Source organism: Streptomyces sp. CB01373 (assembly GCF_002803075.1).
Taxonomy (GTDB): Bacteria; Actinomycetota; Actinomycetes; order Streptomycetales; family Streptomycetaceae; genus Streptomyces.
Window position 1 is genome coordinate 179,839 of sequence record NZ_NNBK01000011.1, and the last position, 25,750, is coordinate 205,588.

Consider the following 25,750-nt stretch of genomic DNA (forward strand, 5'->3'; position numbering starts at 1 on the left):
CGCCTTGTCCCGATCTCCGCACAGGCCCTCCCGACCGGTGATGCCCACGTGTCGGCCGGGACGATGACAGCCGGTCAGCCCGCGTATTCGCGCGCGTACTTCCGGGCCGCCGCCAGCGACTCCGGGTGCAGCGCAGTACCCGCCGCGAGCAGCCGGGGCAGCAGCGGGCGCTCGGTCGTCATGGCCCGGAACTGCAGGCCCACGGTCACGTCGTGGTCCGGGCGGTGCACGATCTCGACGGGGTCGCCCGCCCGGATCTCACCGGCCTCCAGCACCCGCAGATACGCGCCCGGCGCCGCCCGCTGCGTGAACCGCTTCACCCATCCCTTCTCACCCAGATGGCCCTGGAAGGTCCGGCAGGGAATCCGTCCGCTGGTGACCTCCAGGAGCACCGAGGGGCCGAGTGGCGAGCCGATGCGCCAGCGCTCGCCGATCCGCGCGCCGGTGATGTCCAGGCCGAGCGTGGTGAGGTTCTCGCCGAAGACGCCGTTGGCCAGCGTCCGGCCCAGCTCGCGCTCCCATTCGTCGAGGTCCTCGCGCGCCACCGCGTACACCGCCTGGTCGTCGCCGCCGTGGTGCCGCGTGTCGCACACCGCGTCCCCGGCCAGCCCGCTCGCGCCGACCCCCTTCGGCCCGGGCGCCGACACCTTGACCGGCCCGTCCGCGGGCCGCTTGCCGATGCCGGTCACACCGTCCGGCTGGTCGGTGTACGGAACGGCCTCGGCGCGGCCCAGGTTCACAGACAGAAGCTTCATGCGGGCACGGTAGGCGAGCGCCGGTCAAAGTGTCGACGCGATAATCCGCCGCCCGCCCAAGTTTCACTTATGCTCGTTGGTGTGATCGAGGCTCGTCATCTCCGTGTGCTGCGTGCCGTGGCCACCACCGGCTCCTTCTCCGCGGCGGGGCGCGAGCTGGGCTGCACCCAGCCCGCCGTCAGCCAGCAGATGAAGGCCCTCGAGGCGGCCGTCGGCACCCCGCTGCTGGTCCGGGCCGGCCGTGAGATGCGCCTGACCCAGGCCGGCGACGCGCTCGTCCGGCACGCCACCGGCATCCTCGCCGGGCTCACCGCCGCCGAGGAGGAGATCGCCGCCATCGCCGGGCTGCGGGCCGGGCGGGTACGGCTCGTCTCCTTCCCCAGCGGAAGTTCCACGCTCGTGCCCACCGCGCTCGCCGCGCTGCGCGCCGCGCACCCCGGCACCCGGGTCTCCCTGGAGGAGGCCGAGCCGCCCAGGTCCGTCGAACTCCTGCGCCAGGGCGACTGCGACGTGGCCCTCGCCTTCCGCTACGAGGGGGCCGCGGACGCCGCGGAGTGGGAGGACCTGGTCGTACGGCCGCTGCTGACCGACCGGCTCGTGGCCCTGGTGCCCGAGCGGCACCGGCTGGCCCGTGCGGGGTCCGTGGCCATCGGCGACCTCGCGGGCGATCCGTGGATCGCGGGCTGCCCGCGCTGCCGCGGCCAGCTGGTCCAGGTGTGCGAGGGCGCCGGCTTCACGCCGCGCATCGACTTCGCGACCGACGACTACCCGGCGGTGGTCGGCCTGGTCGGCGCGGGACTGGGTGTCGCCGTCCTGCCCCAGCTCGCCGTCGAGTCGGTGCGGCCCAGGGGCGCGTGCACCGTGGAGCTGGAACCGGCGGTGCGGCGGGAGATCGTCGCCCTCACCCTGCCCGACCTGGCACAGGTGCCGGCGGTGGCGGCGACGCTGGAGGAGCTGGTGCGGGCCGGGGCCCGCTGACACGGGCCGGCACAAGGGGGACCGGGGTCCGGGTCAGTGATCGGGATCGGCGGGCAGGCGGTCGGCGGGGGATCGGCGGATCAGGGGATCGGCCGGCGGGCGGTCGGCGGATCAGGGGTCGGGGTATCGCGAGGGCACGCGTGACGCGTGCCCTGCTGCGGCTCTCTGCGAACGGATCAGAAAAAACGTTCCTTCAGTTTTCGGAGGCGGTGTCCCCGCTGGTCGACGACGCCGACACCAGCCGGTTCCGTGCCCGCCCCATGAGCTCCTCGCGCTCGTCCTCGGTCAGGCCTCCCCACACTCCGTACGGCTCGCGCACCGCCAGGGCGTGTGCCGCGCACTCCGCACGGACCGGGCACCTCATGCAGACCTCCTTGGCCGAGTTCTCTCGAGCGCTCCGAGCCGCCCCGCGCTCGCCCTCGGGATGGAAGAAGAGCGAGCTGTCGACCCCGCGGCAGGCAGCCAGCAACTGCCAGTCCCACAGGTCCGCGTTCGGTCCGGGAAGGCGGGAGAAATCTGCCATTACGTGACCCCTTGTAGCCGTTCGTGGCGGATACGGTGCCAACGACCGTACATCTCCGATCTAAGGAGATGAAAATATGACTCATTGCGAATCTAGCCCTAGACACCTAGAAACGGGAACAAAAGGGGCTAAATGGGGCATAGCTTGTGATGAAAAGTTGAGGGTCTGACGTTCATGTCTGCTCTGTGTCCGTTCCCTCACGTAGAGTGCCGAAGACGGCGTACAGCCCCGTAACTCTTTCGAGTGACCGTCGTTGAGAGTGCGGAGGCGGTTGAGAACACAAGCGCTCGGGCGGGCGCCCGAGACGGTCGACCGCACAGGTGACGATTCCGTACCAGCCTGGAGGCTCAAGGTGACGCGCATCAGCTGCGGAGGACGGCCATGACATCCGTCCTCGTCTGCGACGACTCCCCGCTTGCCCGAGAGGCGCTGCGCCGCGCGGTCGCGACCGTGCCCGGCGTCGAGCGTGTGACGACGGCGGCCAACGGCGAGGAAGTCCTCCGCCGCTGGGGCGCCGACCGCTCCGATCTCATCCTCATGGACGTGCGCATGCCCGGTCTGGGAGGCGTCGAGACCGTCCGGCGCCTGCTGTCCGCGGACCCCGGCGCGCGCATCATCATGCTGACCGTCGCCGAGGACCTCGACGGCGTGGCGCTCGCCGTGGCCGCCGGCGCCCGCGGCTACCTGCACAAGGACGCCTCCCGCGCGGAGCTGCGGGCCACGGTGACGCAGGCCCTCGCCGACCCCACCTGGCGGCTCGCCCCGCGCCGGCTGCGCTCGGCCGAGATGGGCGCCGCGCCCACGCTCACCGCTCGGGAGATCCAGGTCCTGGAGGGCATGAGCCACGGCCGCTCCAACGCGGAGATCGGCCGCGAGCTGTTCCTCTCCGAGGACACCGTGAAGACCCACGCCCGCCGGCTGTTCAAGAAGCTCGGCGCGTCGGACCGCGCACACGCGGTGGCCCTCGGCTTCCGCTGGGGCCTGGTCCGCTAGGGCGTGTTTCGAAAGTGGCGTCGTTCGCCCGGAGGGCGGGCCCCGCGGCGTCTGGTGCGTGCGATCGCAAGGCGGAGGGTCGCCCTCGTACTGGGTGTACGTGGGCGATCCCGACAACGCAGCGAGCGTGCGTGCCAGGCGTCGCGGGGCAGACGGCACTTTCGAAACACGCCCTAGGACCCGTGCGGATCCCGGTCGGGCCGCCCCGGACCGGCGTACCGGAACGTGACGCCACCCCCACGCGCGGCGACGAGCGTGGGGGGTGTCCGGCCGGCCGGACGCGCGGCCGTGCCGCTCGCACGTCCCCGCACGGGTGCCGCTCCCCGGCCCCGGGCGGCCGGGAGACGGCAGGCGGCCGTCGCGGCCCTGTGGGAACGTGGGGCCGGAACACGCGCGAGGTGCCATACAGCACCGCGGGCGCCGGTGGCAAAGCGCCCCGCCGGAGGCCCGCTGCTTGTTTCGCCGCGGATGACGCATCCTTGAGGGTGTGGAGTTCCTCGCGGACGAGTTGGTCGAGCGGAAGGGGAGGGCGCAGGGGATGAGCTTCGGCGCACCTGCTCATAACGCTTCGGTGCACAACCACGAAGGCGGTGCCACGGACCGGACGACGTCAAGGCACCATGGACCGATGCGTGACGACCAGGCGGCACTTGCCCAAGGGGCGATCGGTGCGCTCGTCCACCGCGCCGTCGACGGCGACGAGCAGGCCACGCACGATCTGCTCGCCCGTGTCCACCCACTGGCGCTGCGCTACTGCCGCACCCGGCTGTCCCGGCTCCCGGGCGACGCCCGGCACTTCGTCGAGGACCTCGCCCAGGAGGTCTGCGTCGCGGTCCTGCTGGCCCTGCCGCGCTACAAGGACACCGGCCGTCCCTTCGAGGCCTTCGTCTTCGCCATCGCCGCCCACAAGGTCGCCGACCTGCAGCGCGCCGCCATGCGGCACCCGGGCTCGACGGCCGTGCCCTCGGACGAGATGCCCGAGCGCCCGGACGACTCGCTCGGCCCGGAGGAGCGCGCCCTGCTCAGCAGCGACGCCGAGTGGGCCAAGAAGCTGCTGGCCAGCCTCCCGGAGAACCAGCGCGAGCTGCTGCTGCTGCGCATCGCGGTGGGGTTGACCGCGGAGGAAACGGGACAGATGTTGGGAATGTCACCCGGAGCGGTCCGGGTGGCCCAGCACCGCGCGCTCAGCCGGCTGCGCGCCCTGGCCGAACAGTAGGCGGCCGTCCCGCCCCTCACTCACCGCCCCGGTTGAACGCGCGGCAGGTCATTTCCGTACGAAAGTACGAATCCGGCGGCTGCTCAGAACCGTGGAATGAGAGAGGCGTGCTTCCCGTTAGCATGGACATCCGCACCGATCAAGGCCATTTGGGGAAGGTGTCATGACTGCCAACGTCGACGGAGTGCCCGAGAAATTCGCGACACTCGGGCTGACCTACGACGACGTGCTCCTCCTGCCGGGCGCATCCGAGGTGCTCCCCAACGCGGTCGACACATCGTCCCGTATCTCCCGCAACGTCCGGGTCAACATCCCGCTGCTCTCGGCGGCGATGGACAAGGTGACCGAGTCCCGCATGGCGATCTCGATGGCCCGGCTGGGCGGCGTGGGCGTGCTGCACCGCAACCTCTCGGTCGAGGACCAGGTCAACCAGGTCGACCTGGTCAAGCGGTCCGAGTCCGGCATGGTCACCGACCCCATCACGGTGCACCCGGAGGCGACGCTCGCCGAGGCGGACGCGCTGTGCGCCAAGTTCCGCATCAGCGGTGTGCCCGTCACGGACCCGGCCGGCAAGCTGCTGGGCATCGTCACCAACCGTGACATGGCCTTCGAGTCCGACCGCAGCCGCCAGGTGCGCGATGTCATGACGCCGATGCCGCTGGTCACCGGCAAGGTCGGCATCTCCGGCGTCGACGCCATGGAACTGCTGCGCAAGCACAAGATCGAGAAGCTGCCGCTGGTCGACGACGCGGGCGTCCTCAAGGGCCTGATCACCGTCAAGGACTTCGTCAAGGCGGAGCAGTACCCGAACGCGGCCAAGGACTCCGAGGGCAGGCTGCTCGTCGGTGCCGCGGTGGGCGCGAGCCCCGAGGCCCTGGAGCGTGCCCAGGCGCTCGCCGCGGCCGGGGTGGACTTCCTGGTCGTCGACACCTCGCACGGCCACAACAGCAACGCGCTGAGCTGGATGTCGAAGATCAAGTCGAGCGTGTCCGTCGACGTGATCGGCGGCAACGTCGCCACGCGCGACGGCGCCCAGGCCCTGATCGACGCCGGTGTCGACGGCATCAAGGTGGGTGTGGGCCCCGGCTCGATCTGCACCACGCGTGTGGTCGCCGGTATCGGCGTCCCGCAGGTCACCGCCATCTACGAGGCGTCCCTCGCCGCCCGTCCGGCGGGCATCCCGCTGATCGGCGACGGCGGCCTGCAGTACTCCGGCGACATCGGCAAGGCGCTCGCCGCCGGCGCCGACACGGTCATGCTGGGCAGCCTGCTCGCGGGCTGCGAGGAGTCGCCCGGCGAGCTGCTCTTCATCAACGGCAAGCAGTTCAAGTCCTACCGGGGCATGGGCTCGCTCGGCGCCATGCAGTCCCGCGGCCAGGCGAGGTCGTACTCGAAGGACCGCTACTTCCAGGCCGAGGTCGCTTCCGACGACAAGCTCGTGCCCGAGGGCATCGAGGGCCAGGTGCCCTACCGCGGCCCGCTGGCCAACGTCCTGCACCAGCTCGTCGGCGGTCTGCGCCAGACCATGGGCTATGTGGGCGCGGCCACCATCGAGGAGATGGAATCCAAGGGCCGCTTCGTCCGGATCACCTCGGCGGGCCTGAAGGAGTCCCACCCGCACGACATCCAGATGACGGTCGAGGCGCCGAACTACAGCAGCAAGTAGGCGGCACGCCGTGCAGGGCGGCTCCGGAAGCCTCCGGGGCCGCCTTTGCCATGGGTGTCGGCGATACTGGAAGACGCTGCAACGCATCAGGGAAAGGCCACAGACGTGACTGAGATCGAGATCGGGCGCGGCAAGCGCGGCCGCCGGGCGTACGCCTTCGACGACATCGCCGTCGTCCCCAGCCGCCGTACGCGGGACCCGAAGGAGGTCTCGATCGCCTGGCAGATCGACGCCTACCGCTTCGAGCTGCCCTTCCTGGCGGCCCCCATGGACTCGGTCGTCTCCCCGGCCACGGCCATCCGCATCGGCGAGCTGGGCGGCCTGGGCGTGCTCAACCTCGAGGGCCTGTGGACGCGGTACGAGGACCCGCAGCCGCTGCTCGACGAGATCGCCGAGCTGCCCGCCGAGGTCGCGACCAGCCGCCTCCAGGAGATCTACGCCGCTCCCATCAAGGAGGAGCTGATCGGCGCGCGGATCAAGCAGGTGCGCGACGCGGGCGTGGTCACCGCCGCCGCGCTCTCCCCGCAGCGCACCGCCCAGTTCTCCAAGGCCGTCGTGGACGCGGGCGTGGACATCTTCGTCATCCGCGGCACCACGGTCTCGGCGGAGCACGTGTCGTCCTCGCACGAGCCGCTGAACCTCAAGCAGTTCATCTACGAGCTCGACGTGCCGGTGATCGTCGGCGGCTGCGCCACCTACACCGCGGCCCTGCACCTGATGCGCACCGGCGCGGCCGGTGTCCTGGTCGGCTTCGGCGGCGGCGCCGCGCACACCACGCGCAACGTGCTCGGCATCCAGGTTCCGATGGCCACCGCGGTCGCCGACGTGGCCGCCGCCCGCCGCGACTACATGGACGAGTCCGGCGGCCGGTACGTGCACGTGATCGCGGACGGCGGCGTCGGCTGGTCCGGCGACCTGCCCAAGGCGATCGCCTGCGGCGCCGACTCCGTGATGATGGGCTCCCCGCTGGCCCGTGCCACCGACGCGCCCGGCAAGGGCCACCACTGGGGCATGGAGGCCGTCAACGAGGAGCTGCCGCGCGGCCGGAAGGTCGACCTCGGCACGGTCGGCACCATCGAGGAGGTCCTCACCGGTCCCTCGCACATCCCCGACGGCTCCATGAACTTCTTCGGCGCCCTGCGCCGCGCCATGGCCACGACCGGCTACAGCGAGCTCAAGGAGTTCCAGCGCGTCGAGGTGACGGTGGGGGACTCCCAGCACAAGCGCTGACACACGCGCCCACGGCCCGCGAAAGGGGCCCGGTCGTCCGCTCAGGCGGACGACCGGGCCCCTTCGCCTCTCACAGCCGGTGCGCCGCCCCCGTGGGCGCGGCCCCGCGGGTGTCCAGGAGCAGTTGGGCCTTCACCGAGAGGCCCTGGAGGTCGTAGGTGCGGTGCTGCTGGAGCAGGACCGTCAGGTCGGCGTCGGCCACCGCCTCGTACAGGCAGTCCGCGCGGGGCACGGGCCGGTCGCGGACGCTCCACGCGGGCACGTACGGGTCGTGGTAACTGACCGAGGCGCCGAGGCCCGTCAGGCGGACGGCGATCTCCTCGGCGGGCGTGCCCTGGAGGTCGGCGAGGTCCGCCTTGTAGGTGACGCCGAGCAGCAGGACCCGGGCGCCTCGGGCCGACTTGCCGTGCTCGTTCAGCAGGGCGGCGGCGCGCTGGACGACGTAGCGCGGCATGCGGCCGTTGACCTGCTCGGCGAGTTCGACCATGCGCAGCCCGCAGCCCGCGTGGCCGGCCAGGTCCTGCGGGAGGCCGTGGCCGCCGACGCCGGGGCCGGGGCGGAAGGCCTGGAAGCCGTACGGCTTGGTCTCCGCGCAGCGCACGACGTCCCACAGGTCGACGCCCAGGTCGTGGCAGAGCACGGCCATCTCGTTGACCAGGGCGATGTTGACGTGCCGGTAGTTGGTCTCCAGGAGCTGGACCGTCTCCGCCTCTCTCAGCCCCCGCGCGCGTACCACCTTGTCGGTCAGCCGCCCGTAGAAGGCCGCGGCCGACTCGGTGCAGGCCGGGGTGAGTCCGCCGATCACCTTGGGCATGTTGGCCGGGGTGATCCCGCGGTTGCCGGGGTCGACGCGGCTGGGCGAGTAGGCGAGGTGGAAGTCGCGGCCCGCCCGCAGCCCCGAGCCGTTTTCCAGCAGCGGGAGCAGGAACTCCTCCGTCGTGCCGGGATGTGCGGGCGACTCCAGGATCACGGTGGTGTGCGGGCGCATGTGCCCGGCGAGCGCGCGTGCGGCTGACTCCACCTGGCTCAGATCGAGCCCGCCGTCCGCGCCCCGCGGGGTCGGCGCGCAGATCACCGCGGTGCGCACCCGGCCGAGTTCGGCCGGGTTGGTGGCCGGCCGGAAGCCCTCCGAGAGCATCCGGCGCAGTTCGGCGGGGCTGAGGGACCCGGACTCGTTCCCGGTGCGGTACCCGACGGTGTGGATGCCGGCGGAGACGGCGGCCTGGGCCAGGGGCAGGCCGAGCGGGCCGAGTCCGATGACGGCGAGATCTGCGGGCATGGCGTGGGCCGTCCTTCCCAATAACCGAGGCGTGGCAGGTCCGCAAGTCCTGTGGACAGGACGAGCGAGCGCAATGTCAGACTAGGAGTAAATATGACCGTTATGCGGGATTGACCAGCGTGTTTCTCGGTACGCCCCCGGAGTTGTCCACAGGCCGGGGGTCACTGGTGGCTGAAGTCGGGCAACCCGGTCAGAATCTGGGCATGGGGAGGAGGCGGGGGGACACGCTAGAGGCATGGGGGATGGGAACGGGCTTCGCCCGACGGGTGCGGCCGGCGCGACCGACAGCGGGAGGCAGCGGTGAGGACAGCGACACTGGGGCCGGCGCAGCGCGCCGAGGCACTGGCGGGAATGGCCGAGCGGGAGCTGGACATCCTGGTCGTGGGCGGAGGCGTGGTGGGCGCCGGCACCGCCCTGGACGCCGTCACCCGCGGTCTGTCCACCGGCATCGTGGAGGCGCGTGACTGGGCGTCGGGTACGTCGAGCCGGTCCAGCAAGCTGATACACGGCGGACTGCGCTATCTGGAGATGCTCGACTTCGCGCTGGTCCGGGAGGCGCTGAAGGAGCGCGGCCTGCTGCTGGAACGCCTCGCGCCTCACCTGGTCCGCCCGGTGCCGTTCCTCTACCCGCTCCAGCACCAGGGCTGGGAGCGCCTGTATGCGGGCTCGGGCGTCGCCCTGTACGACGCCATGTCGATGGCCCGCGGCCACGGCCGGGGACTGCCGCTGCACCGTCACCTGACCCGCCGTCACGCCCTGCGGGTGGCTCCCTGCCTGCGCAAGGACGCCCTGGTCGGCGCCCTCCAGTACTACGACGCACAGATGGACGACGCCCGCTTCGTGGCCACCTTGGTGCGCACGGCGGTGTCGTACGGCGCGAAGGCCGCCAACCGTGCCCGGGTCACCGGATTCCTGCGCGAGGGCGAGCGGGTCACCGGCGCGCGGGTGCGGGACGTGGAGGGCGGCGGCGAGTACGAGATCCGCGCCAAGCAGATCGTCAACGCCACCGGGGTGTGGACCGACGACACCCAGGCGATGGTGGGGGAGCGCGGCCAGTTCCACGTCCGGGCCTCCAAGGGCATCCACCTCGTCGTGCCCAAGGACCGCATCAACTCCAGCACCGGCCTGATCCTGCGCACCGAGAAGTCCGTGCTCTTCGTGATCCCCTGGGGCCGGCACTGGATCGTCGGCACCACCGACACCGGCTGGGACCTCGACAAGGCCCACCCGGCCGCCTCCAGCGCCGACATCGACTACCTCCTGGAGCACGTCAACTCGGTGCTGGCGGTGCCGCTCGGCCGCGACGACGTGCAGGGCGTGTACGCCGGCCTGCGGCCGCTGCTGGCCGGCGAGTCCGACGCCACCAGCAAGCTGTCGCGCGAGCACACCGTGGCCCATCCGGTGCCCGGCCTCGTCGTGGTCGCGGGCGGCAAGTACACGACGTACCGGGTGATGGCCAAGGACGCCGTCGACGAGGCGGTGCGCGGGCTCGACATGCGCGTCGCCGACTGCGTCACCGAGGAGATCCCGCTGCTCGGCGCCGAGGGCTACCCGGCCCTGTGGAACGCCCGGGCGCGCATCGCCGCCGAGGCCGGACTCCATGTGGTGCGCGTGGAGCACCTGTTGGGGAGGTTCGGGTCGGCGGCGCGGGAGGTGCTCGCCCTCGTCGCCGAGGACCCGACCCTGGGCGCTCCCCTCAAGGCGGCCGACGACTATCTGCGCGCCGAGATCGTCTACGCGGCCTCCCACGAGGGCGCCCGGCACCTGGACGACGTGCTGACCCGGCGCACCCGCATATCCATCGAGACCTTCGACCGGGGCACGCGCAGCGCCCGGGAGGCCGCCGAGCTGATGGCGCCGGTGCTGGGCTGGGACAAGGACCAGATCGAACGCGAGGTCGAGCACTACGAGAAGCGGGTGGAGGCCGAGCGGGAGTCGCAGCGCCAGCCCGACGACCTGACGGCCGACGCGGCCCGGCTGGGAGCGCCGGACATCGTGCCGTTGTGATCGCGCCGATCGTCCTTCGTGCACCCGCCGATCGCGCGGTGGCGAGCTTGCCGGTGGTGGCGTCGTGAATCCGCCGATCGTGCCGTTATGAACCCTCTGCGGGCCGGTCCGCCGTCCCGCACGAGACGCAGGACACGCACGACACGCGCCGTGGACGTCCGGCGCAGATTATGGCCGGAATGGTCCGAAGGGTCGGCACCCATGGCTTCCGTGTTGTCACGGCCCGTCATTCCCGTGTGTACGACGGGCCGTTCGACCGTGCCCCCGGAGTGTTCCGAGGGGGCCCCTGGGCGTCGCGTGCTTGTCGGGTGAGAGACAATGGAGGCTCTGTCAGGGCGGGTTGCATGAGGGGACGCATGTCGGACGCGGAGCGGGCGGGAACACCCCGTCAGGACACTCGTCAGGACTCTCTGCAGGACAGGAGCGAGCGCCTTCTCGCCGGGCGCTACCGCCTGGGGGACGTGCTCGGCCGCGGAGGCATGGGCACGGTGTGGCGGGCCGAGGACGAGACCCTGGGCCGGACCGTCGCGGTCAAGGAGCTGCGGTTCCCGTCGAACATCGACGAGGACGAGAAGCGCCGCCTGATCACGCGCACGCTGCGCGAGGCCAAGGCGATCGCGCGCATCCGCGACACCAGCGCGGTGACCGTCTTCGACGTGGTCGACGAGGACGACCGCCCGTGGATCGTCATGGAACTCGTCGAGGGCAAGTCCCTCGCCGAAGCCATCCGCGAGGACGGGCTGCTCACGCCGAGGCGGGCGGCCGAGGTGGGGCTCGCGGTCCTCGACGTGCTGCGCTCCGCGCACAGCCAGGGCATCCTGCACCGGGACGTGAAGCCGTCCAACGTGCTCATCGCCGAGGACGGCCGGGTCGTCCTGACCGACTTCGGCATCGCGCAGGTCGAGGGCGACCCCTCCATCACCTCCACCGGCATGCTCGTCGGCGCCCCCTCCTACATCTCCCCGGAGCGGGCCCGCGGGCACAAGCCCGGACCGGCGGCCGACCTGTGGTCGCTCGGCGGCCTGCTGTACGCGTCGGTGGAGGGCACGCCGCCGTACGACAAGGGCTCGGCGATCGCCACCCTGACCGCGGTGATGACCGAACCGCTGGAGGAGCCGAGGAACGCCGGCCCGCTCAGGGACGTCATCCACGCCCTGCTCAACAAGGACCCGGACGAGCGGCTCGACGACGCGGGCGCCCGGGCCATGCTCAAGGCCGTCATCGACGCGCCCGAACCGAAGCACGCCGAGCCGGAGCCGCCCGCGGACGCGACCAAGGTCGTCCCGCTGCCCGCGCAGCCGGACAGGCGTTCCCGCAAAGGCGGTTCGGGATCTTCCGGTTCCGGTTCCGCGGGCGGGCAGGGCGAGGAGCCGGGCGACCGCCTTCGCGGGGCGCTGCGCTCGGTGCGCAAGGCGTCCGTGGTCGCGAAACCCGCAGCAGTGGCGGGGGCCGGTGCCGAGTCGGCGTCCGGCGGCACGGCTCCGGCGGGCCCCGGCTCCGCGAGCGGTTCTGGCGCGCAGCCGGGGGCGGACCGGACGCAGAGCGCGTCCGCCTCGGGGAGCGGCGCCGGTGGCGCGCAGGCGGGCCGCTCCGGTTCGGGCTGGCCCGTGATGACCCCGCCGGACCTGGACCTGCCGCCGCGCCCGGCGCCCAAGGCGTCGCTCACCGACGTGGTGCCGCGGCGCACGCTCGTGATCGTCGCGGTGGTCGTGGTGCTCGCCGTGGCCGGTGCCGTGCTCGCCTTCACGCTCGGCGGCGACGACAAGAGCGACGACGGCAAGAGCGCGGCCGACCGCCCTGCCGCCACCGCGGGCTCGTCCGCGGGCCCCTCCACCAAGAAGGACGAGAGCGGCGAGGCCGCCACGGGCCAGGACGGGTCCGGCTCCGCGACGGAGGCCGACGGCTCCGGCGGCACACCGGCCACGGACGACGACGCCGACGCCGGGACATCGGGCAAGGGCTCCGACGCGGGCTCCGGTTCCGGTTCTGCTTCCGATTCCGATTCCGATTCCGGCTCCGGAGGCGGCCGCTCCGGCGACGACGGCGCCCCCGTGGCGACGACGTACAAGGGCGCTCAGGGCTTCTCCATCGGGCTGCCCAAGGGCTGGAAGTACGCGAGCACCGACTCCGCGGGGGTCCGCTTCACCGGCCCCGACGGGCAGCGGCTGCTCGTCGCCTGGACGACCACGCCCAAGGGCGACCCGGTGGCCGACTGGACCAACCAGGAGAGGTACATGGTGCGCTCCCAGTACCAGCGGGTGCGCATAGAGGCGGTGGACTACCGCGGCTGGAACACCGCCGACTGGGAGTTCACCTACGTCGAGGGCGGGACCAAGTACCGCAGCATAGACCGCGGGTTCGTGGTGAACGACCACCTCGGGCACGCGCTGATGTACAGCGCGAAGGCCGCGACGTGGGACGGCGACCTGCGCAAGAGCACCTGGAAGACGCTGACGGAGACCTTCCAGCCGAAGAAGTAGTGAGCGGACCGGTCCCGCCGCCCGTCCCCGGGGTTCCGGGTTCGGCGCGGCGAGATCTGGCATCCCGTCATTGCGGATTGCCTCCGGCACGTATCGTGAGTGGTTGCGGACCGTAAGCATCGCCGAACGGGACGCGTGGCGAACGGAATTGACCGACCGTGCGGCCGGGGGAGGCAACGTGGACGACTATGCGGGCCGGGTTCTCGCCGACCGCTACCGCCTGCCGCTGCCCCCGTCCGACGAGTACGAGCTGACCGAGACCCGGGCCTTCGACACCTACAGCGGGCAGGAAGTCCTGCTGAGGCAGGTGCCGTTGCCCGAGGTGGTCGAGGCGGAGGTGCTCGACGCGGACGGCCTGCCCGACGGCTTCACCGCGCGCGACGGAGCCTCCCGGCGCGGGCCGGTCCGTACGGGGCGTTCGGCGGACGAGGCCCGGGGCGCGCGGTCGGCGACGCGGCGCCCCGCCGATCCGGCGGTGCGGCGGGCGGTCGAGGCCGCGCAGGCCGCGGCGCGGATACCCGACCACCCCCGGCTCGACCAGGTCTTCGACGTGTTCGCGGAGGGCGGCTCGCTGTGGGTCGTCAGCGAACTGGTCGCCGCCCGGCCCCTGGCCGCACTGCTCGCCGAGAGTCCGCTGTCGCCGTACCGGGCGGCCGAGGTCGCCTCCGACATCCTCATGGCGCTGAGGGTGCTGCACGCCCACGGCTGGGTGCACCGCAACATCACCGCCCGCACGGTCCTCGTCTGCGACGACGGCCGCGTGATGCTGACCGGCCTCGCGGTCGGCGCGGCCGAGGAGGCCCTGTGCGGGTACGACCCGGTCCCGCCCGAGGACGACGGGGACGAGAGTGCTCCGGGTGGCGCGTCCGGCACGCCGGGCGGTCCCATGGGCCCCGGCGGTACGGCCGGCGGCGCGGGTGCGACGGACTCCGCCGGACTCACCGAGATCACCAGCGGTCCTGGCTTCGGGGGCGGGACCGGCGCGGGCACCCCGCCGGTGGACCCCGAGGCCGCGCGGCGGGCCGCTATCGAGGCGCGGGCGGCCGGGCCGTTGCCGCTGCCCGGCCCGGACGCGGGGCCCGGCGAGCCGCCCTCGCGGCGGACGCCGCAGACCGGCGGGGACATCAGGGCGGCACGGGCCGGAGCGATCGCCGCGTACCGCGCCGGAGCGCGGGCGGCCGCCCGGGTGCAGGAGGCGCAGCAGAGCGCACGCGCCGAACTGCCCACCGCCCGTACGCCCGTCGAGGGCGAGCCACGGCCCGCCGGGAGCGCCACCCCTCCGCCAGGACAGATCGCCGACCCCTACGGAGTCCGGCCCCCCACCCGCAACGGCACCGCCGCCCACCCCGGAGCGACCGCGCCCCTCCCGTCCGCACCCGCCGCCGACGCCCGCGGCCCGCGCCCGGCGCTCGCCACAGGACCCGGAACCACGCCCGGCCATATGGTGCCCGCGCAAGGGCGCGGTGAGCCCGGCGCGGGCACGGCGGACGACGCCGGGGGCGTACCGGCCCGTTGGGGTGACGTCGTGGCCGGCAGCCCCGCGCGGCGGGGGCCCGCCACCGCGCTGGCCGCCGAGCGGGCGCGGCAGGCCCGGATGGCCGTGGTGGGGCCGGTGACCGAGCGCTGGGCGCCGGAACAGGCCGGGCCCGTGCACGAGAACTGGCAGCTCGCCGCGCCCATCGGCCCGGCGACCGACCTGTGGGCGCTCGGGGCGCTGCTTTTCCGGGCGGTGCAGGGACACGCGCCGTACCCGGAGGAGTCCACCGCCGAGCTGGTGCAGATGGTGTGCGCCGAGCCGCCCGCGTACGCGGAGGAGTGCGGGCCGCTGCGCCCGGTCGTGGAGTCGCTGCTGCGCCAGGACCCCACCGAACGCCTCGACTTCGAGGAACTCAGCGGCTGGCTGCGCTCACTGGTGCGCTCCGCCCCCGAGCCGGAGGCCGGCGTCCACGTCATCGCCGCCCCTCCCGCCGACCCCAGCAGGCTGCCCGTCGTACGGCGCCGCGGCGAGCTGGTGCGCAGGCGGCGCGCAGGGCTGCCCGCCACACACGCACGGCACAGACGGCAGACGGGTTCGCCGCGGCGCCTGGGCCGCACACTGCTCCTGCTCGTCCTGCTGCTGATGGCCGCCGCCGTCGCCTACGCCGTGCTGTTCATGCCGAAGGCCGACCGCGACGGCGCGGCGGCCGGCGACCGCACCGGAACCGCCGGCGAGGCGAGCCCCGCCCCGGCGCACTCGGACGGCGACGGCGGGAGCGGTGCCCCGCAGCCCGGCGAGTCCTCGTCCGCGGCGGACGACAGCCCCTCGAAGGCGGCCGGTTCGGCCGAGGCCGAAACGCAGACGACCGCGCCGGACGCCGCCGACGGCTTCACGCTGCGCAAGGACCCCGCCGGCTTCCAGGTCGCCGTCGCCAAGGGCTGGACCCGTACGCCCGGCAACAACCAAAGGCAAGTGGTCTACTCCCAGGGCTCGTTCGAGCTGATCGTCGTGCCCGGACGGGACACCGCGGCCACGTTTGGCAGCGACCCGATGGCGTACCAGCGGGAGAAGGAGCGCGAGTTGCAGGCCTACCGCGACTCGAGCTGGGCCACCTCCACGGGTCTGCGGACCACCCAGGTCGGCGGACGGACCACGGCCGAGGGGCAGTTCACCTGGACGGACGGGAGCGGGCGGCAGCTGTACGTGCGCAACCTGGCCGCCCTGATCGACGGCAAGTACCACGTGGTGCAGGTACGGGGGCCCGAGTCCCAGCGGGACCGGGTGACCACGCTGTACGAGCAGGCCTCGGCGACGTACCGGTACACCGGCTGAACCGCGGCAACCGCCGGAACCGCCCGAACTGCCGGAACCGCACACTGTCCGGGGAGCGACAACCGTCACAGTGAGGCTCTCTTGGGACCCCGCTGGTTCCCAGCCGGGGGGCCGGTCCCTACGCTGAGCCTGTCAAGACCACTGCGGGGAAACGTGAATCAGATGCAGGGCCTGCTCCTCTCGGGCCGCTACCGGCTCGCCGACGCCATCGGCAGCGGCGGCATGGGCCGGGTGTGGCGCGCGCACGACGAGGTGCTGCACCGGGCCGTCGCCATCAAGGAGTTGACCGCCGCGCTCTACGTCGCCGAGAGCGACCAGGAGGTGCTGCTGGCGCGCACCCGGGCGGAGGCACGCGCGGCGGCACGGATCAACCACTCCGCCGTCGTGACGGTGCACGACGTGCTGGAGCACGACGGCCGCCCGTGGATCGTGATGGAGCTGGTCGAGGGCCGCTCGCTGGCGGACGCGCTCAAGGACCGGGACCGCATGGACCCGGCGGAGGCCGCCCGGATCGGCCTGTGGGTGCTGCGCGCGCTGCGCGCCGCGCACGCCGCCGGGGTGCTGCACCGCGACGTCAAGCCCGGCAACGTGCTGCTCGGCGAGGACGGCCGCGTCCTGCTGACCGACTTCGGCATAGCCCAGATAGAGGGCGACACCACCATCACCCGCACCGGCGAGGTCGTCGGCTCGGTCGACTACCTGGCCCCCGAGCGCGTCCGCGGCCACGACCCGGGACCGGCCTCGGACCTGTGGGCGCTGGGCGCCACCCTCTACACGGCGGTGGAGGGCCTGTCGCCGTTCCGCCGCACCTCGCCGCTGAGCACCATGCAGGCGGTCGTCGACGAGGAGCCGCGCGAGCCGCGGCACGCCGGCCCGCTCGCCCCGGTCATCACCGCCCTGCTGCGCAAGGACCCGGCCGAACGGCCGCAGGCTGAGGAGGCCGAGCAGATGCTCGCCGAGGCCGCCGAGGGCCGCCGACCGAGCAGCGCGCAGGCGTACGTGCCCACGCAGGCGGCCGGACTCCCCCCGGAGACCGCCGCGCACGCCGCCGCGTACCCCGCCTCGGGGTCCTGGCCGCCGGCCACGACCCCGTACCCGGCGCCCGCGCAGGCCGCCATCGGACCCATGCCGCAGCACCCCGCGGTCCGGATGCCCAGGCGCCGCCGCACCCTGATCCTGGTCGTGGCCCTCGCCGCGCTCGTCGGCGGCGGCAGCGCCCTGATGCTGCAGAAGTGGGACCAGGACCGGCGGCAGGACTCCGCCACCTCCCCGTCGACCCCGCCGCCGGAGACCACCACGCCGTCCACGCCCTCCTCGACCACCGACGCCTCCGGCGGTCTCCCGGACGGCTGGGTGCGCGTTCGCGACCCCTACGGATTCAGCCTCGCCGTCCCCGACGAGACCTGGCAGCGGGAAGTGTTCGACGAGGCGACCCACCAGGTCGACTACACCCCCGACGGCGGCAAGCACTTCATCCGCGTCGCGGTGGAGAACACGCCGGACTTCTCCACCGCTCACGAGCACCAGCTCTACCTCGAGCAGCGGCTCCAGCGGCTGGTCGACTACCGGCGGGTGGGTCTGGAGCCGAACACCTACCGCGACTGCCCGGGCTCCCGGTGGGAGTACACATGGACGGCCCTGGCGAAGGACACGCCGTTCCCCGGCCCGCGCCACGCCGTCGAGGAGACGTACTTCTCCCGCGAGGGCGTCGAGTACGCGATCTACATGTCCTCGCCGGAGGAGGACTGGACGCGCACGCGGCAGCAGTTCCAGACCGTGCTCCAGAGCTGGCAGCCGGCTGCCGGCTGACCCCCCGCCGACCCCTGGCCGGGACGCTTCGTTGGCCGGACGACGCCCCAAGGGGTGGGTGGTTCCTGCGGCATGATGGGGCGTATGGGGACCGAGGGGGACGACTTCCGTGTCATCGCGGGCCGTTACCGCCTGGAGGCGAGGCTCGGCCGCGGGGGCATGGGCATCGTGTGGCGGGCCACCGACCAGCTCCTCGAACGGCGGGTCGCGGTCAAGGAAATCCCGCTGGACGAGACCCTGTCCGCCGAGGAGGCCGCACTCCAGCGGGAGCGCACCCTGCGCGAGGCCCGCGCGGTCGCCCGGTTGCGACACCCCCACCTCGTCGTCGTGTACGACGTCGTCGTGCAGGACGAGCGCCCTTACATCGTCATGGAGCTGGTCGACGGCGGCTCGCTGGCCGACCGGATCGCCGCGCGCGGCCCGGTGGACGCCGCCGAGGGCGCCCGCATCGGCGTCGCCCTGCTGAGCGCGCTGCGCACCGCGCACGCCGCCGGTGTCCTGCACCGGGACATCAAGCCGGCCAACGTCCTGGTGGAGTCGGGCACCGACCGGATCGTGCTCACCGACTTCGGCATCGCGCGGATGGCCGGCGCGACGACGCTCACCGAGACGGGGTCCTTCGTCGGCTCACCGGAGTACACCGCTCCGGAGCGGATGTCCGGGGCCGGGACCGGGCCGGAGTCGGATCTGTGGTCGCTCGGCGCGCTGCTGTGCACCGCCTTGAGCGGCGAGTCACCGTTCCGGCGCGACTCGCTCGGCGGCATCCTGCACGCGGTCGTCTTCGACGAGATCCGGCCGCCCGCGCAGGCCGCGCCGATCCTGCCCGTCGTACGCGGGCTGCTGGAGCGCGATCCGGACCGGCGGCTGACGGCGGCCGAGGCGGAGCGGATGCTGCGTGCCTTCCTGGAGTCGGGCCGCACGCCCGGGCCGCCGGTCCGGATCGCGCCGACGCAGCGCGGAGTGCCCGTCACCTCCGATGCGCCCGGCCCGGCGTCGACCGACCCCGCCGCCCGGGCACCCGCCCGGTACCCCACCCGGAACGTGCTGGTCGCCGCGCTGCTGGTGGCCGCGACGGCCGGGGCGGGCGCGTCCGCCGTGGCACTGCTGATGCGGGGCGGCGGCAGCGACGGCGGGACGCCGACGAGTTCGGGCCCGCAAATGCCCGCGAACGCCACGCACGCCACGGACGGCACCGCCTCCCGGCCGAACACGCCGTCACCACCGCCTGCTTCGCCGCCGGGTTCACCCCCCGTCCCGGTCTCCACGGTCACCGTCACGGGATCCGCCCCGCCCGCCGCCGAGGGCGCCGTGCCCTCGGGCCACCACCTGGTGCACGACCCGGCCGGCTTCTCCGTCGCCGTACCGGACGGCTTCACCCGCGAGCCGCAGGGCGAGCGGGTCTTCTACGTGTCGCCCGGGGAGACCTTCCGCCTCGGCATCAAGGTGGCCCGGCCGGAGAGCGGAGGCCCGCTCGCGGTGATGCGCCGCGCCGACGCCGCGGGAGCGGACACCAACCCGGGCTACCGCGACGGCCGCGTCACCGCCACCACCCACCGCGGACACCCGGCCGTCCTCTGGGAGTTCACCTGGAACGGCTTCAGCGCGGCGGAGGGCCCGCGGCACACGTACGACCTGTGCTGGGAGCAGGACGGGCGGATGTACGACGTGTGGGTGTCGGCACCGGTCGGCAGGGTGCGCGAGGCCAAGCAGCACTTCGACGCAGCGGTCGGCGGTTTCGACGCACAGGTCACGGGTCGGTGACCGGATACGCTGCCTGCTGGAGCCGGCGGAGGCGGTCGCGATATGGATGGACGCATGAGCAACCACGGGGGCGCCCAGTACGGGGCCGACGATCCGACGACCTTCGCCCTGCAACCGCCGGACCCGCAGGCGCGGGTGCCCCACCCGCAGAGCCCGTACGCCGCCCCCGCACCGGGCGGTGAGGACGGGCAGCCGCAGGCCACACGCGTGGAGCCGCAGGGCACCGCCCCCGGGCCGCGCGGCACCGACTCCGCGCAGCCGCCGGAGCACGGCGCCGGCCGGCTGATCGGCGGGCGTTACCGGCTGCTCGCCAAGCTCGGCCACGGCGGCATGGGGACCGTGTGGCGGGCCAAGGACGAGACGGTGGACCGCGAGGTCGCCGTCAAGGAGCCCCGGGTCCCCGACCACCTTCCCGAACGGGAGCGGATCAACGCCTTCGAACGCATGCGCCGCGAGGCCCGCGCCGCCGCCCGGCTCGACCACCCCGCGGTCGTGGACGTCCACGACGTGGCCGTCGTCGACGGGCAGCCGTGGATCGTGATGGAGCTGGTGCGGGGCCGCTCGCTCGGCGACGCGCTCCAGGAGGGCACCCTGGACGCCCGCGAGGCGGCCCGGATCGGCCTGGAGGTGCTCGGCGCGCTGGAGGCCGCGCACGCCGCGGGCGTCCTGCACCGGGACGTCAAGCCGGACAACATCCTGCTCGGCCGGTACGACCGCATCGTCCTCACCGACTTCGGCATCGCCCAGATCGAGGGCGAGACCAACCTGACCGACACCGGCGGCTTCGTCGGCTCACCCGAGTACATCGCGCCGGAACGCGTGCTGGGGCAGCGCCCCGGCCCGGCCTCCGACCTGTGGTCGCTCGGCGTGGTCCTCTACGCGGCCACCGAGGGTGTCTCCCCGTTCCGCCGCAGCAACACCCCGGCCACCCTCCAGTCGGTCCTCAACGCCACGCCCGCCCCGCCGGCCGCCGCGCAGGGCCCGCTCGCCGAGGCCGTCACCGGCCTGCTGCACAAGGACCCGGCGCACCGGCCGCCCGCCGCCCGGGTGCGTGCCCTGCTGGAGGCGGCCGCCGCGCCGCCCGCCCCGACACCCACGCGGCTGGTGCGGTACGCCGGGGGCGCCCCCGGCGGGCCGCGCCGCCTCCGGCTCGGGCGCGGCGCGTGGCTCGGGCTCGGCGCGGCGGTCGTCGCGGCCGCGGTGACGGCGTACGTCCTGATCGCCCACCCGTTCGCCGGCCCGCTGCCCGAGGACTGGGCGACCCATCACGAGCAGGACGTCGCCGCGACGATCGCCGTGCCGAAGGACTACCAGCGGCAGGTGCCGGACGGGAAGAACGACAAGAAGCACTGGGTGACCTACAGCGACTGGAGCGGCGGCATCACGGTCGGGCTGCGCCTGCTGAGGAAGTCGGAGGAACCGGAGCGCACCATCAAGGACTCCGCGGCCGCCCAGATGTACGACGACCTCGGCACCTTCAAGCAGTCCGGCAGCTATGAACTCGGCATGCCCCAGAACCCGGTGACCCACCCGAAGGAGTCGACGTACCGCGGCGGGCAGGCCGCCGAGAACACGGTCGTCTACACCACCGACGACAGCACGCACCCGACGCCGCGTGAGCTGCGGATCTTCTACTACAAGACCTCCGAGGGCGACCTGTACAAGCTCACCGTCGGCTACCCCGGCAAGGGGGACTTCACCGAACGCGGCCGCGAGGTGGCGCGTGCGGCGATCGCCAATCTGGACCTCGACGATCTGTGACAAGGCCCTGATCAGCGGGTTCGTTGCCAGTGATCACTGGCGCGCTGTGAGCACTCGGTGAATCCCGTGAATCCCTATTACTGACGGGTACACAAAGCCGTCCGACCGGCATACCCTGCGCGTCATGACGGACGCGCAGGCCCCGGCGAAGACCGGCACCAATCCCCAGGCCCCCGCCCCCGCGGGGGCCCGCACCGCCGACGACGTGGTGACCCCGGAGCTGGTCGCCCGGCTCACCAAGGGCGTCGCCGGATCCGGGCGGACCGCCAACCACACGCCGTTCACCGGCGACAAGCTCGCCGACCTGCCCGAGTCCACTCCCGAGGACGTGGCCCGCGCCTACGAACGCGCCCGCGCCGCCCAGGCGGTGTGGGCGCGGGTGCCGGTACGGCGGCGCGCGGCCGTCCTGCTCGACTTCCACGACCTGGTGCTCGCCCGCCAGGCCGAGGTCCTCGACCTGATCCAGCTGGAGACCGGCAAGGCCCGCCTGCACGCGCACGAGGAGGTGCAGGCCGTCGCCGTCGCCGCCCGGCACTACGGCCGCCGCGCCGCCGCCTACCTCAGGCCCAGACGGCACACGGGTGCCATCCCCACCCTCACGCGTGTCACCGAACTGCGCCACCCGCGCGGGGTGGTGGGCCAGATCGCCCCGTGGAACTACCCCCTGGAACTGTCCGTCGGCGACGCACTGCCCGCCTTCGTCGCGGGCAACGCGGTGGTGATGAAGCCCGACACCGAGACCTGCCTGACCGCGCTGTGGGCCCGCGACCTGCTCATCGAGGCCGGGCTGCCCGCCGAGGTGTTCCAGGTCGTCATCGGCGACGGCCCGGTCGTCGGCCCCGAGGTGGTCAAGCACGCCGACTACGTCTCCTTCACCGGCTCCACCCGCACCGGACGCGAGGTCGCCCGGAGTGCCGCCGCCCGCCTGGTCGGCGTCTCCCTCGAACTCGGCGGCAAGAACGCCATGCTGGTGCTCGCGGACGCCGACATCGAGAAGGCGGCGGCCGGAGCGGTCCGCGCCTGCTTCTCCTCCGCCGGCCAACTGTGCATCTCCATCGAGCGGTTGTACGTCCACGAGGCGGTCGCGGACGCGTTCCTCGAACGGTTCGCCGCCCGTACGCGGGCGATGCGGCTCGGCACGTCCCTGGCCTACGGCGCCGACATGGGCTCGCTGGTCGGCCAGCGGCAACTGGCCACCGTCACCCGGCACGTGGAGGAGGCCGTCGCCAAGGGCGCCAAGGTGGTGGCGGGCGGCGTCGCCCGCCTGGACATCGGCCCGTACTTCTTCGAGCCCACCATCCTCGACGGCGTCGAGGACGCGATGGCCGTGTGCACGGAGGAGACCTTCGGCCCGGTCGTCTCCGTCTACCGCTTCACGAACGACGACGAGGCGGTCGAGCGCGCCAACTCCACGCCGTACGGCCTGAACTCGTCCGTCTGGACGAAGGACGCCCGACGCGGCCGCGAGGTCGCCGCCCGGCTGCGTACCGGCACGGTCAACATCAACGAGGGCTACGCCCCCGCCTACGGCAGTGTCCAGTCGCCGATGGGCGGCATGAAGGACTCGGGTCTCGGCCGCCGGCACGGCTCCGAGGGCGTCCTCAAGTACACCGAGGCCCAGACCGTTGCCCACCAGCGGCTGCTGCCCATGGCCCCGTCGCTCGGCATGGACGACGAGGGGTACGCGGCGTTCATGACCCGCAGCCTCAGGCTGATGAAGGCGTTCCGTTTCCGCTAGAACGCACCTGACGCACCCCTGGACAGCACCCCTGGACAGAGCCCCCGACGGCACCCGTTTCCGACGAGGAGAGCACGTGTCTCAAGACGGCCATGGCTACGACTACGACGTCATCGTCGTGGGCTCGGGGTTCGGCGGATCGGTCTCCGCGCTCCGCCTGACCGAGAAGGGCTACCGCGTCGGTGTCCTGGAGGCGGGCCGCCGCTTCACCCGCGCGACCCTGCCGAAGAACTCCTGGGACCTGAGGAACTACCTGTGGGCCCCGAAGCTCGGCATGTACGGAATCCAGCGCATCCACCTGCTCGGCAACGTCATGGTGCTGGCCGGCGCGGGCGTCGGCGGCGGCTCCCTGAACTACGCCAACACTCTCTACGTACCGCCGAAACCCTTCTTCGACGACCCCCAGTGGCGGGACATCACCGACTGGCAGGACGAGTTGAGGCCGTACTACGACCAGGCGCGGCGCATGCTCGGCGTGCGGCTCAACCCGACGACGACCTGCTCCGACGTTCATCTGAAGTCCGCCGCACAGCGGTTGGGCTTCGGCGACACCTTCCACATGGCTCCGGTCGGGGTGTTCTTCGGCGACGGCGAGGACGCCGACGGCACGACGACGGCGGAGGCGGGCGAACGGGTCGCCGATCCCTACTTCGGCGGGGCCGGACCGGACCGCAGGGCCTGCACCGAGTGCGGCGAGTGCATGACGGGCTGCCGGCACGGCGCCAAGAACACCCTCAACGAGAACTACCTGTACCTCGCCGAGAAGGCGGGCGCGGTGGTCCACCCCATGACGACGGTCGTGTCGGTCACGGACGACTCACGCGGCGGCTACGCGGTCGCCACGCTTTTCACCGACGACAAGAAGAAGGGCGCCGGCCGTCTGTTCACCGCGCCCAGGGTGGTCCTCGCGGCCGGCACCTACGGCACCCAGACGCTGCTGCACCGCATGAGGGCGAGCGGCCGGCTGCCCCATCTGTCCGCGCGCCTTGGCGAGTTGACCCGTACCAACTCCGAGGCGCTGGTGGGCGCCCAGACCGGCGACCGGCGCTATCGGAAGGCGACCGGGAAGCCGAGGGCGGACTTCACACGCGGAGTCGCCATCACGTCCTCCGTCCACCCCGACGAGAACACCCACATCGAGCCGGTCCGCTACGGCAAGGGCTCCAACGCGATGGGCGGCCTGTCGATCCTCCAGGTCCCCTACGCCGAGGGCTCGTCCAGGGTGGCGGCCTGGCTGGCCAACGCCGCCCGCCACCCCCTGCTCGTCCTGCGCTCCCTGTCCAACCGCCGTTGGTCGGAGCGGACCATCATCGGCCTGGTGATGCAGTCCCTGGACAACTCCCTGACCACGTACCTGAAACCGGACGGCGTCGGCAGGGGACTGCTCACGGCCCGCCAGGGGCACGGCACGCCCAACCCCCAGCAGATCAGGGCCGCCACGGAGGGCGCCAGTGCGCTCGCCGCCGAGATCAACGGCTTCGCCGGGTCCAACGTGGGCGAGCTGATGGGCACTCCGCTCACCGCCCACTTCCTCGGCGGCTGCCCGATCGGCGCCTCGTCCGAGACCGGTGTCATCGACCCGTACCACCGTCTCCACGGCCACTCCGGCATCTCGGTCGTCGACGGTGCCGCGGTCTCGGCGAATCTGGGGGTGAATCCGTCGCTGACCATCACCGCTCAGGCCGAGCGGGCGATGTCCTACTGGCCCAACAAGGGCGAGGCCGACCCGCGTCCGGCGCAGGGGGCGGCCTACGAGCGTCTGCGGCCGGTGGAGCCACGGCATCCGGCGGTTCCGGCGGACGCCTTCGGCGCGCTGAGGCTGCCGTTCCTGGGGATGCCGCCGGTGCCGCCGAAGAAGTCGCGATCCGTCTGAAGGAGCGGGAAGGCGCGGGAAGGCACGGGAAAGAAAGAAGACCTGCACCCCCCTCCTGGCACAGGTCCTCCTCCGTCTGCTGATGTGACAAGGGGAGGCCGGGAAAGGTTGCGCTCAAGTCGGTGGGTTTCCTGTGTGTCCTGCGTCACATCTCTGGGCGTATCCGTGCGCACAGAAGAAGGACCCCCGCGGCCTTGGGCGGCGGAGGCCCTACTTCCTGATTCCGGACCTGTGCGGTTTCTGTGAGCCGGCCGGCCCCGGGCGTCCCCGGAGCCGGCCGCTCATCCGGGTGACCGGGCTGCTGTCCCCTGCCGTCCGGTCACTTCCTGGAGCGAGGTCCCACGACGCACGGCACGATCCGCACGCCTCATCGCTCCGGAGATCCACGCGTGGTTCTTGCGGGCCCGTCCCTGGCTGGCACGGACACCGGGACAACGAGGCGGCCCGCGCGACGGTCACGCGCCGTACGGGTGAGGGTGCCGTGCGGCCGGGTTCAGACCCTGCCCCGGCACAGCTCCAGCAGGGTCATCGCCAGGGTCGTGCCCGGCTTGCCCAGGGCGTCCCTGTAGTGGCCGAGGATCTCCATCTCGCGGGAGAGGTTCACCCGCCGGCCCCCGGAGGCGAGACGGGTCTCCTGGATCACCGCGGAGACGGCCATCCGTTCCTGGATCAGGCCGATGATCCGGTCGTCGAGGGCGTCGATGCGCTCCCGGGCGCCGGTGATCACGTGCGTGGCCTCGTCGGTGCGGGCACCGCTCGCGGCGGTGGCGGCCGGGGTCTGGGTGTGCGCTGCGGTGGCGGTCATCGCGGGGGCTCCTCGGTGATGTCGGATGCGGTGCCCCGGCGGACAAGGACCACAACGCCAGGCGCCC

The 25,750-nt window shown here is 72.9% G+C and carries 17 protein-coding genes; 13 read left to right on the forward strand and 4 right to left on the reverse strand.

Annotated features, from left to right (window positions below; translation table 11 throughout):
- Positions 1 to 74: 74 nt before the first annotated feature.
- Positions 75 to 755, reverse strand: a complete 681-nt coding sequence (locus CG719_RS18735) for an MOSC domain-containing protein (RefSeq protein ID WP_100569798.1) — start codon at positions 753 to 755, stop codon at positions 75 to 77.
- Positions 756 to 836: 81 nt separating this feature from the next.
- On the opposite strand from CG719_RS18735, the gene CG719_RS18740 reads away from it, so the two are divergent.
- Positions 837 to 1,733: a LysR family transcriptional regulator gene (locus CG719_RS18740; protein ID WP_100569989.1), complete on the forward strand. Its 897-nt coding sequence runs from the start codon at positions 837 to 839 to the stop codon at positions 1,731 to 1,733.
- A 193-nt stretch (positions 1,734 to 1,926) separates the two neighbouring features.
- Here the strand turns inward: CG719_RS18740 and CG719_RS18745 are convergent, their stop codons facing one another.
- On the reverse strand, positions 1,927 to 2,256 hold the full coding sequence (locus CG719_RS18745; protein WP_100569799.1) for a WhiB family transcriptional regulator: 330 nt from the start codon (positions 2,254 to 2,256) through the stop codon (positions 1,927 to 1,929).
- A 381-nt stretch (positions 2,257 to 2,637) separates the two neighbouring features.
- Between CG719_RS18745 and CG719_RS18750 the strand changes: the two genes are divergently transcribed.
- From CG719_RS18750 to CG719_RS18770, 4 genes are all read left to right on the forward strand, one after another.
- Positions 2,638 to 3,249, forward strand: a complete 612-nt coding sequence (locus CG719_RS18750; RefSeq protein ID WP_003948568.1) for a response regulator transcription factor — start codon at positions 2,638 to 2,640, stop codon at positions 3,247 to 3,249.
- 628 nt (positions 3,250 to 3,877) lie between these two features.
- Complete coding sequence (locus CG719_RS18760) at positions 3,878 to 4,465, forward strand: sigma-70 family RNA polymerase sigma factor (protein ID WP_100569800.1); 588 nt, start codon at positions 3,878 to 3,880, stop codon at positions 4,463 to 4,465.
- 163 nt (positions 4,466 to 4,628) lie between these two features.
- Positions 4,629 to 6,131, forward strand: a complete 1,503-nt coding sequence (gene guaB / locus CG719_RS18765) for an IMP dehydrogenase (protein WP_100569801.1) — start codon at positions 4,629 to 4,631, stop codon at positions 6,129 to 6,131.
- A 105-nt stretch (positions 6,132 to 6,236) separates the two neighbouring features.
- A complete protein-coding gene (locus CG719_RS18770) occupies positions 6,237 to 7,361 on the forward strand; it encodes a GuaB3 family IMP dehydrogenase-related protein (protein ID WP_100569802.1) in 1,125 nt (374 codons plus the stop codon).
- A gap of 70 nt (positions 7,362 to 7,431) precedes the next feature.
- On the opposite strand, the gene CG719_RS18775 is transcribed toward CG719_RS18770, so the two are convergent.
- Positions 7,432 to 8,640 carry a nucleotide sugar dehydrogenase gene (locus tag CG719_RS18775; protein WP_100569803.1) on the reverse strand — a complete coding sequence of 403 codons (1,209 nt, stop codon included), beginning with the start codon at positions 8,638 to 8,640 and terminating at the stop codon, positions 7,432 to 7,434.
- Positions 8,641 to 8,940: 300 nt separating this feature from the next.
- On the opposite strand from CG719_RS18775, the gene CG719_RS18780 reads away from it, so the two are divergent.
- The 8 genes from CG719_RS18780 (at position 8,941) to CG719_RS18815 (ending at position 24,878) form a co-directional block, all read left to right on the forward strand.
- On the forward strand, positions 8,941 to 10,647 hold the full coding sequence (locus CG719_RS18780; protein ID WP_100569804.1) for a glycerol-3-phosphate dehydrogenase/oxidase: 1,707 nt from the start codon (positions 8,941 to 8,943) through the stop codon (positions 10,645 to 10,647).
- 356 nt (positions 10,648 to 11,003) lie between these two features.
- Positions 11,004 to 13,127, forward strand: coding sequence for a serine/threonine-protein kinase (locus tag CG719_RS18785; RefSeq protein WP_100569805.1), 2,124 nt, complete (start codon positions 11,004 to 11,006; stop codon positions 13,125 to 13,127).
- Between the two features lie 178 nt (positions 13,128 to 13,305).
- A complete protein-coding gene (locus CG719_RS18790; protein ID WP_100569990.1) occupies positions 13,306 to 15,936 on the forward strand; it encodes a protein kinase in 2,631 nt (876 codons plus the stop codon).
- 162 nt (positions 15,937 to 16,098) lie between these two features.
- The gene (locus CG719_RS18795; RefSeq protein WP_100569806.1) at positions 16,099 to 17,745 is read left to right on the forward strand and encodes a serine/threonine-protein kinase; all 1,647 of its coding nucleotides are present in this window, start codon (positions 16,099 to 16,101) and stop codon (positions 17,743 to 17,745) included.
- An 84-nt stretch (positions 17,746 to 17,829) separates the two neighbouring features.
- Positions 17,830 to 19,506 (forward strand): serine/threonine-protein kinase, encoded by a 1,677-nt coding sequence (locus CG719_RS18800; protein ID WP_100569807.1) that lies wholly within the window; start codon positions 17,830 to 17,832, stop codon positions 19,504 to 19,506.
- A 54-nt stretch (positions 19,507 to 19,560) separates the two neighbouring features.
- Positions 19,561 to 21,267, forward strand: a complete 1,707-nt coding sequence (locus CG719_RS18805) for a serine/threonine-protein kinase (protein WP_100569808.1) — start codon at positions 19,561 to 19,563, stop codon at positions 21,265 to 21,267.
- A gap of 124 nt (positions 21,268 to 21,391) precedes the next feature.
- Positions 21,392 to 23,005 carry a succinic semialdehyde dehydrogenase gene (locus CG719_RS18810; protein WP_100569809.1) on the forward strand — a complete coding sequence of 538 codons (1,614 nt, stop codon included), beginning with the start codon at positions 21,392 to 21,394 and terminating at the stop codon, positions 23,003 to 23,005.
- Positions 23,006 to 23,081: 76 nt separating this feature from the next.
- Positions 23,082 to 24,878 (forward strand): GMC family oxidoreductase N-terminal domain-containing protein, encoded by a 1,797-nt coding sequence (locus CG719_RS18815; protein WP_100569810.1) that lies wholly within the window; start codon positions 23,082 to 23,084, stop codon positions 24,876 to 24,878.
- Between the two features lie 493 nt (positions 24,879 to 25,371).
- Here the strand turns inward: CG719_RS18815 and CG719_RS18820 are convergent, their stop codons facing one another.
- Positions 25,372 to 25,683, reverse strand: a complete 312-nt coding sequence (locus CG719_RS18820; RefSeq protein ID WP_100569811.1) for a chorismate mutase — start codon at positions 25,681 to 25,683, stop codon at positions 25,372 to 25,374.
- Between the last annotated feature and the right edge of the window lie 67 nt (positions 25,684 to 25,750).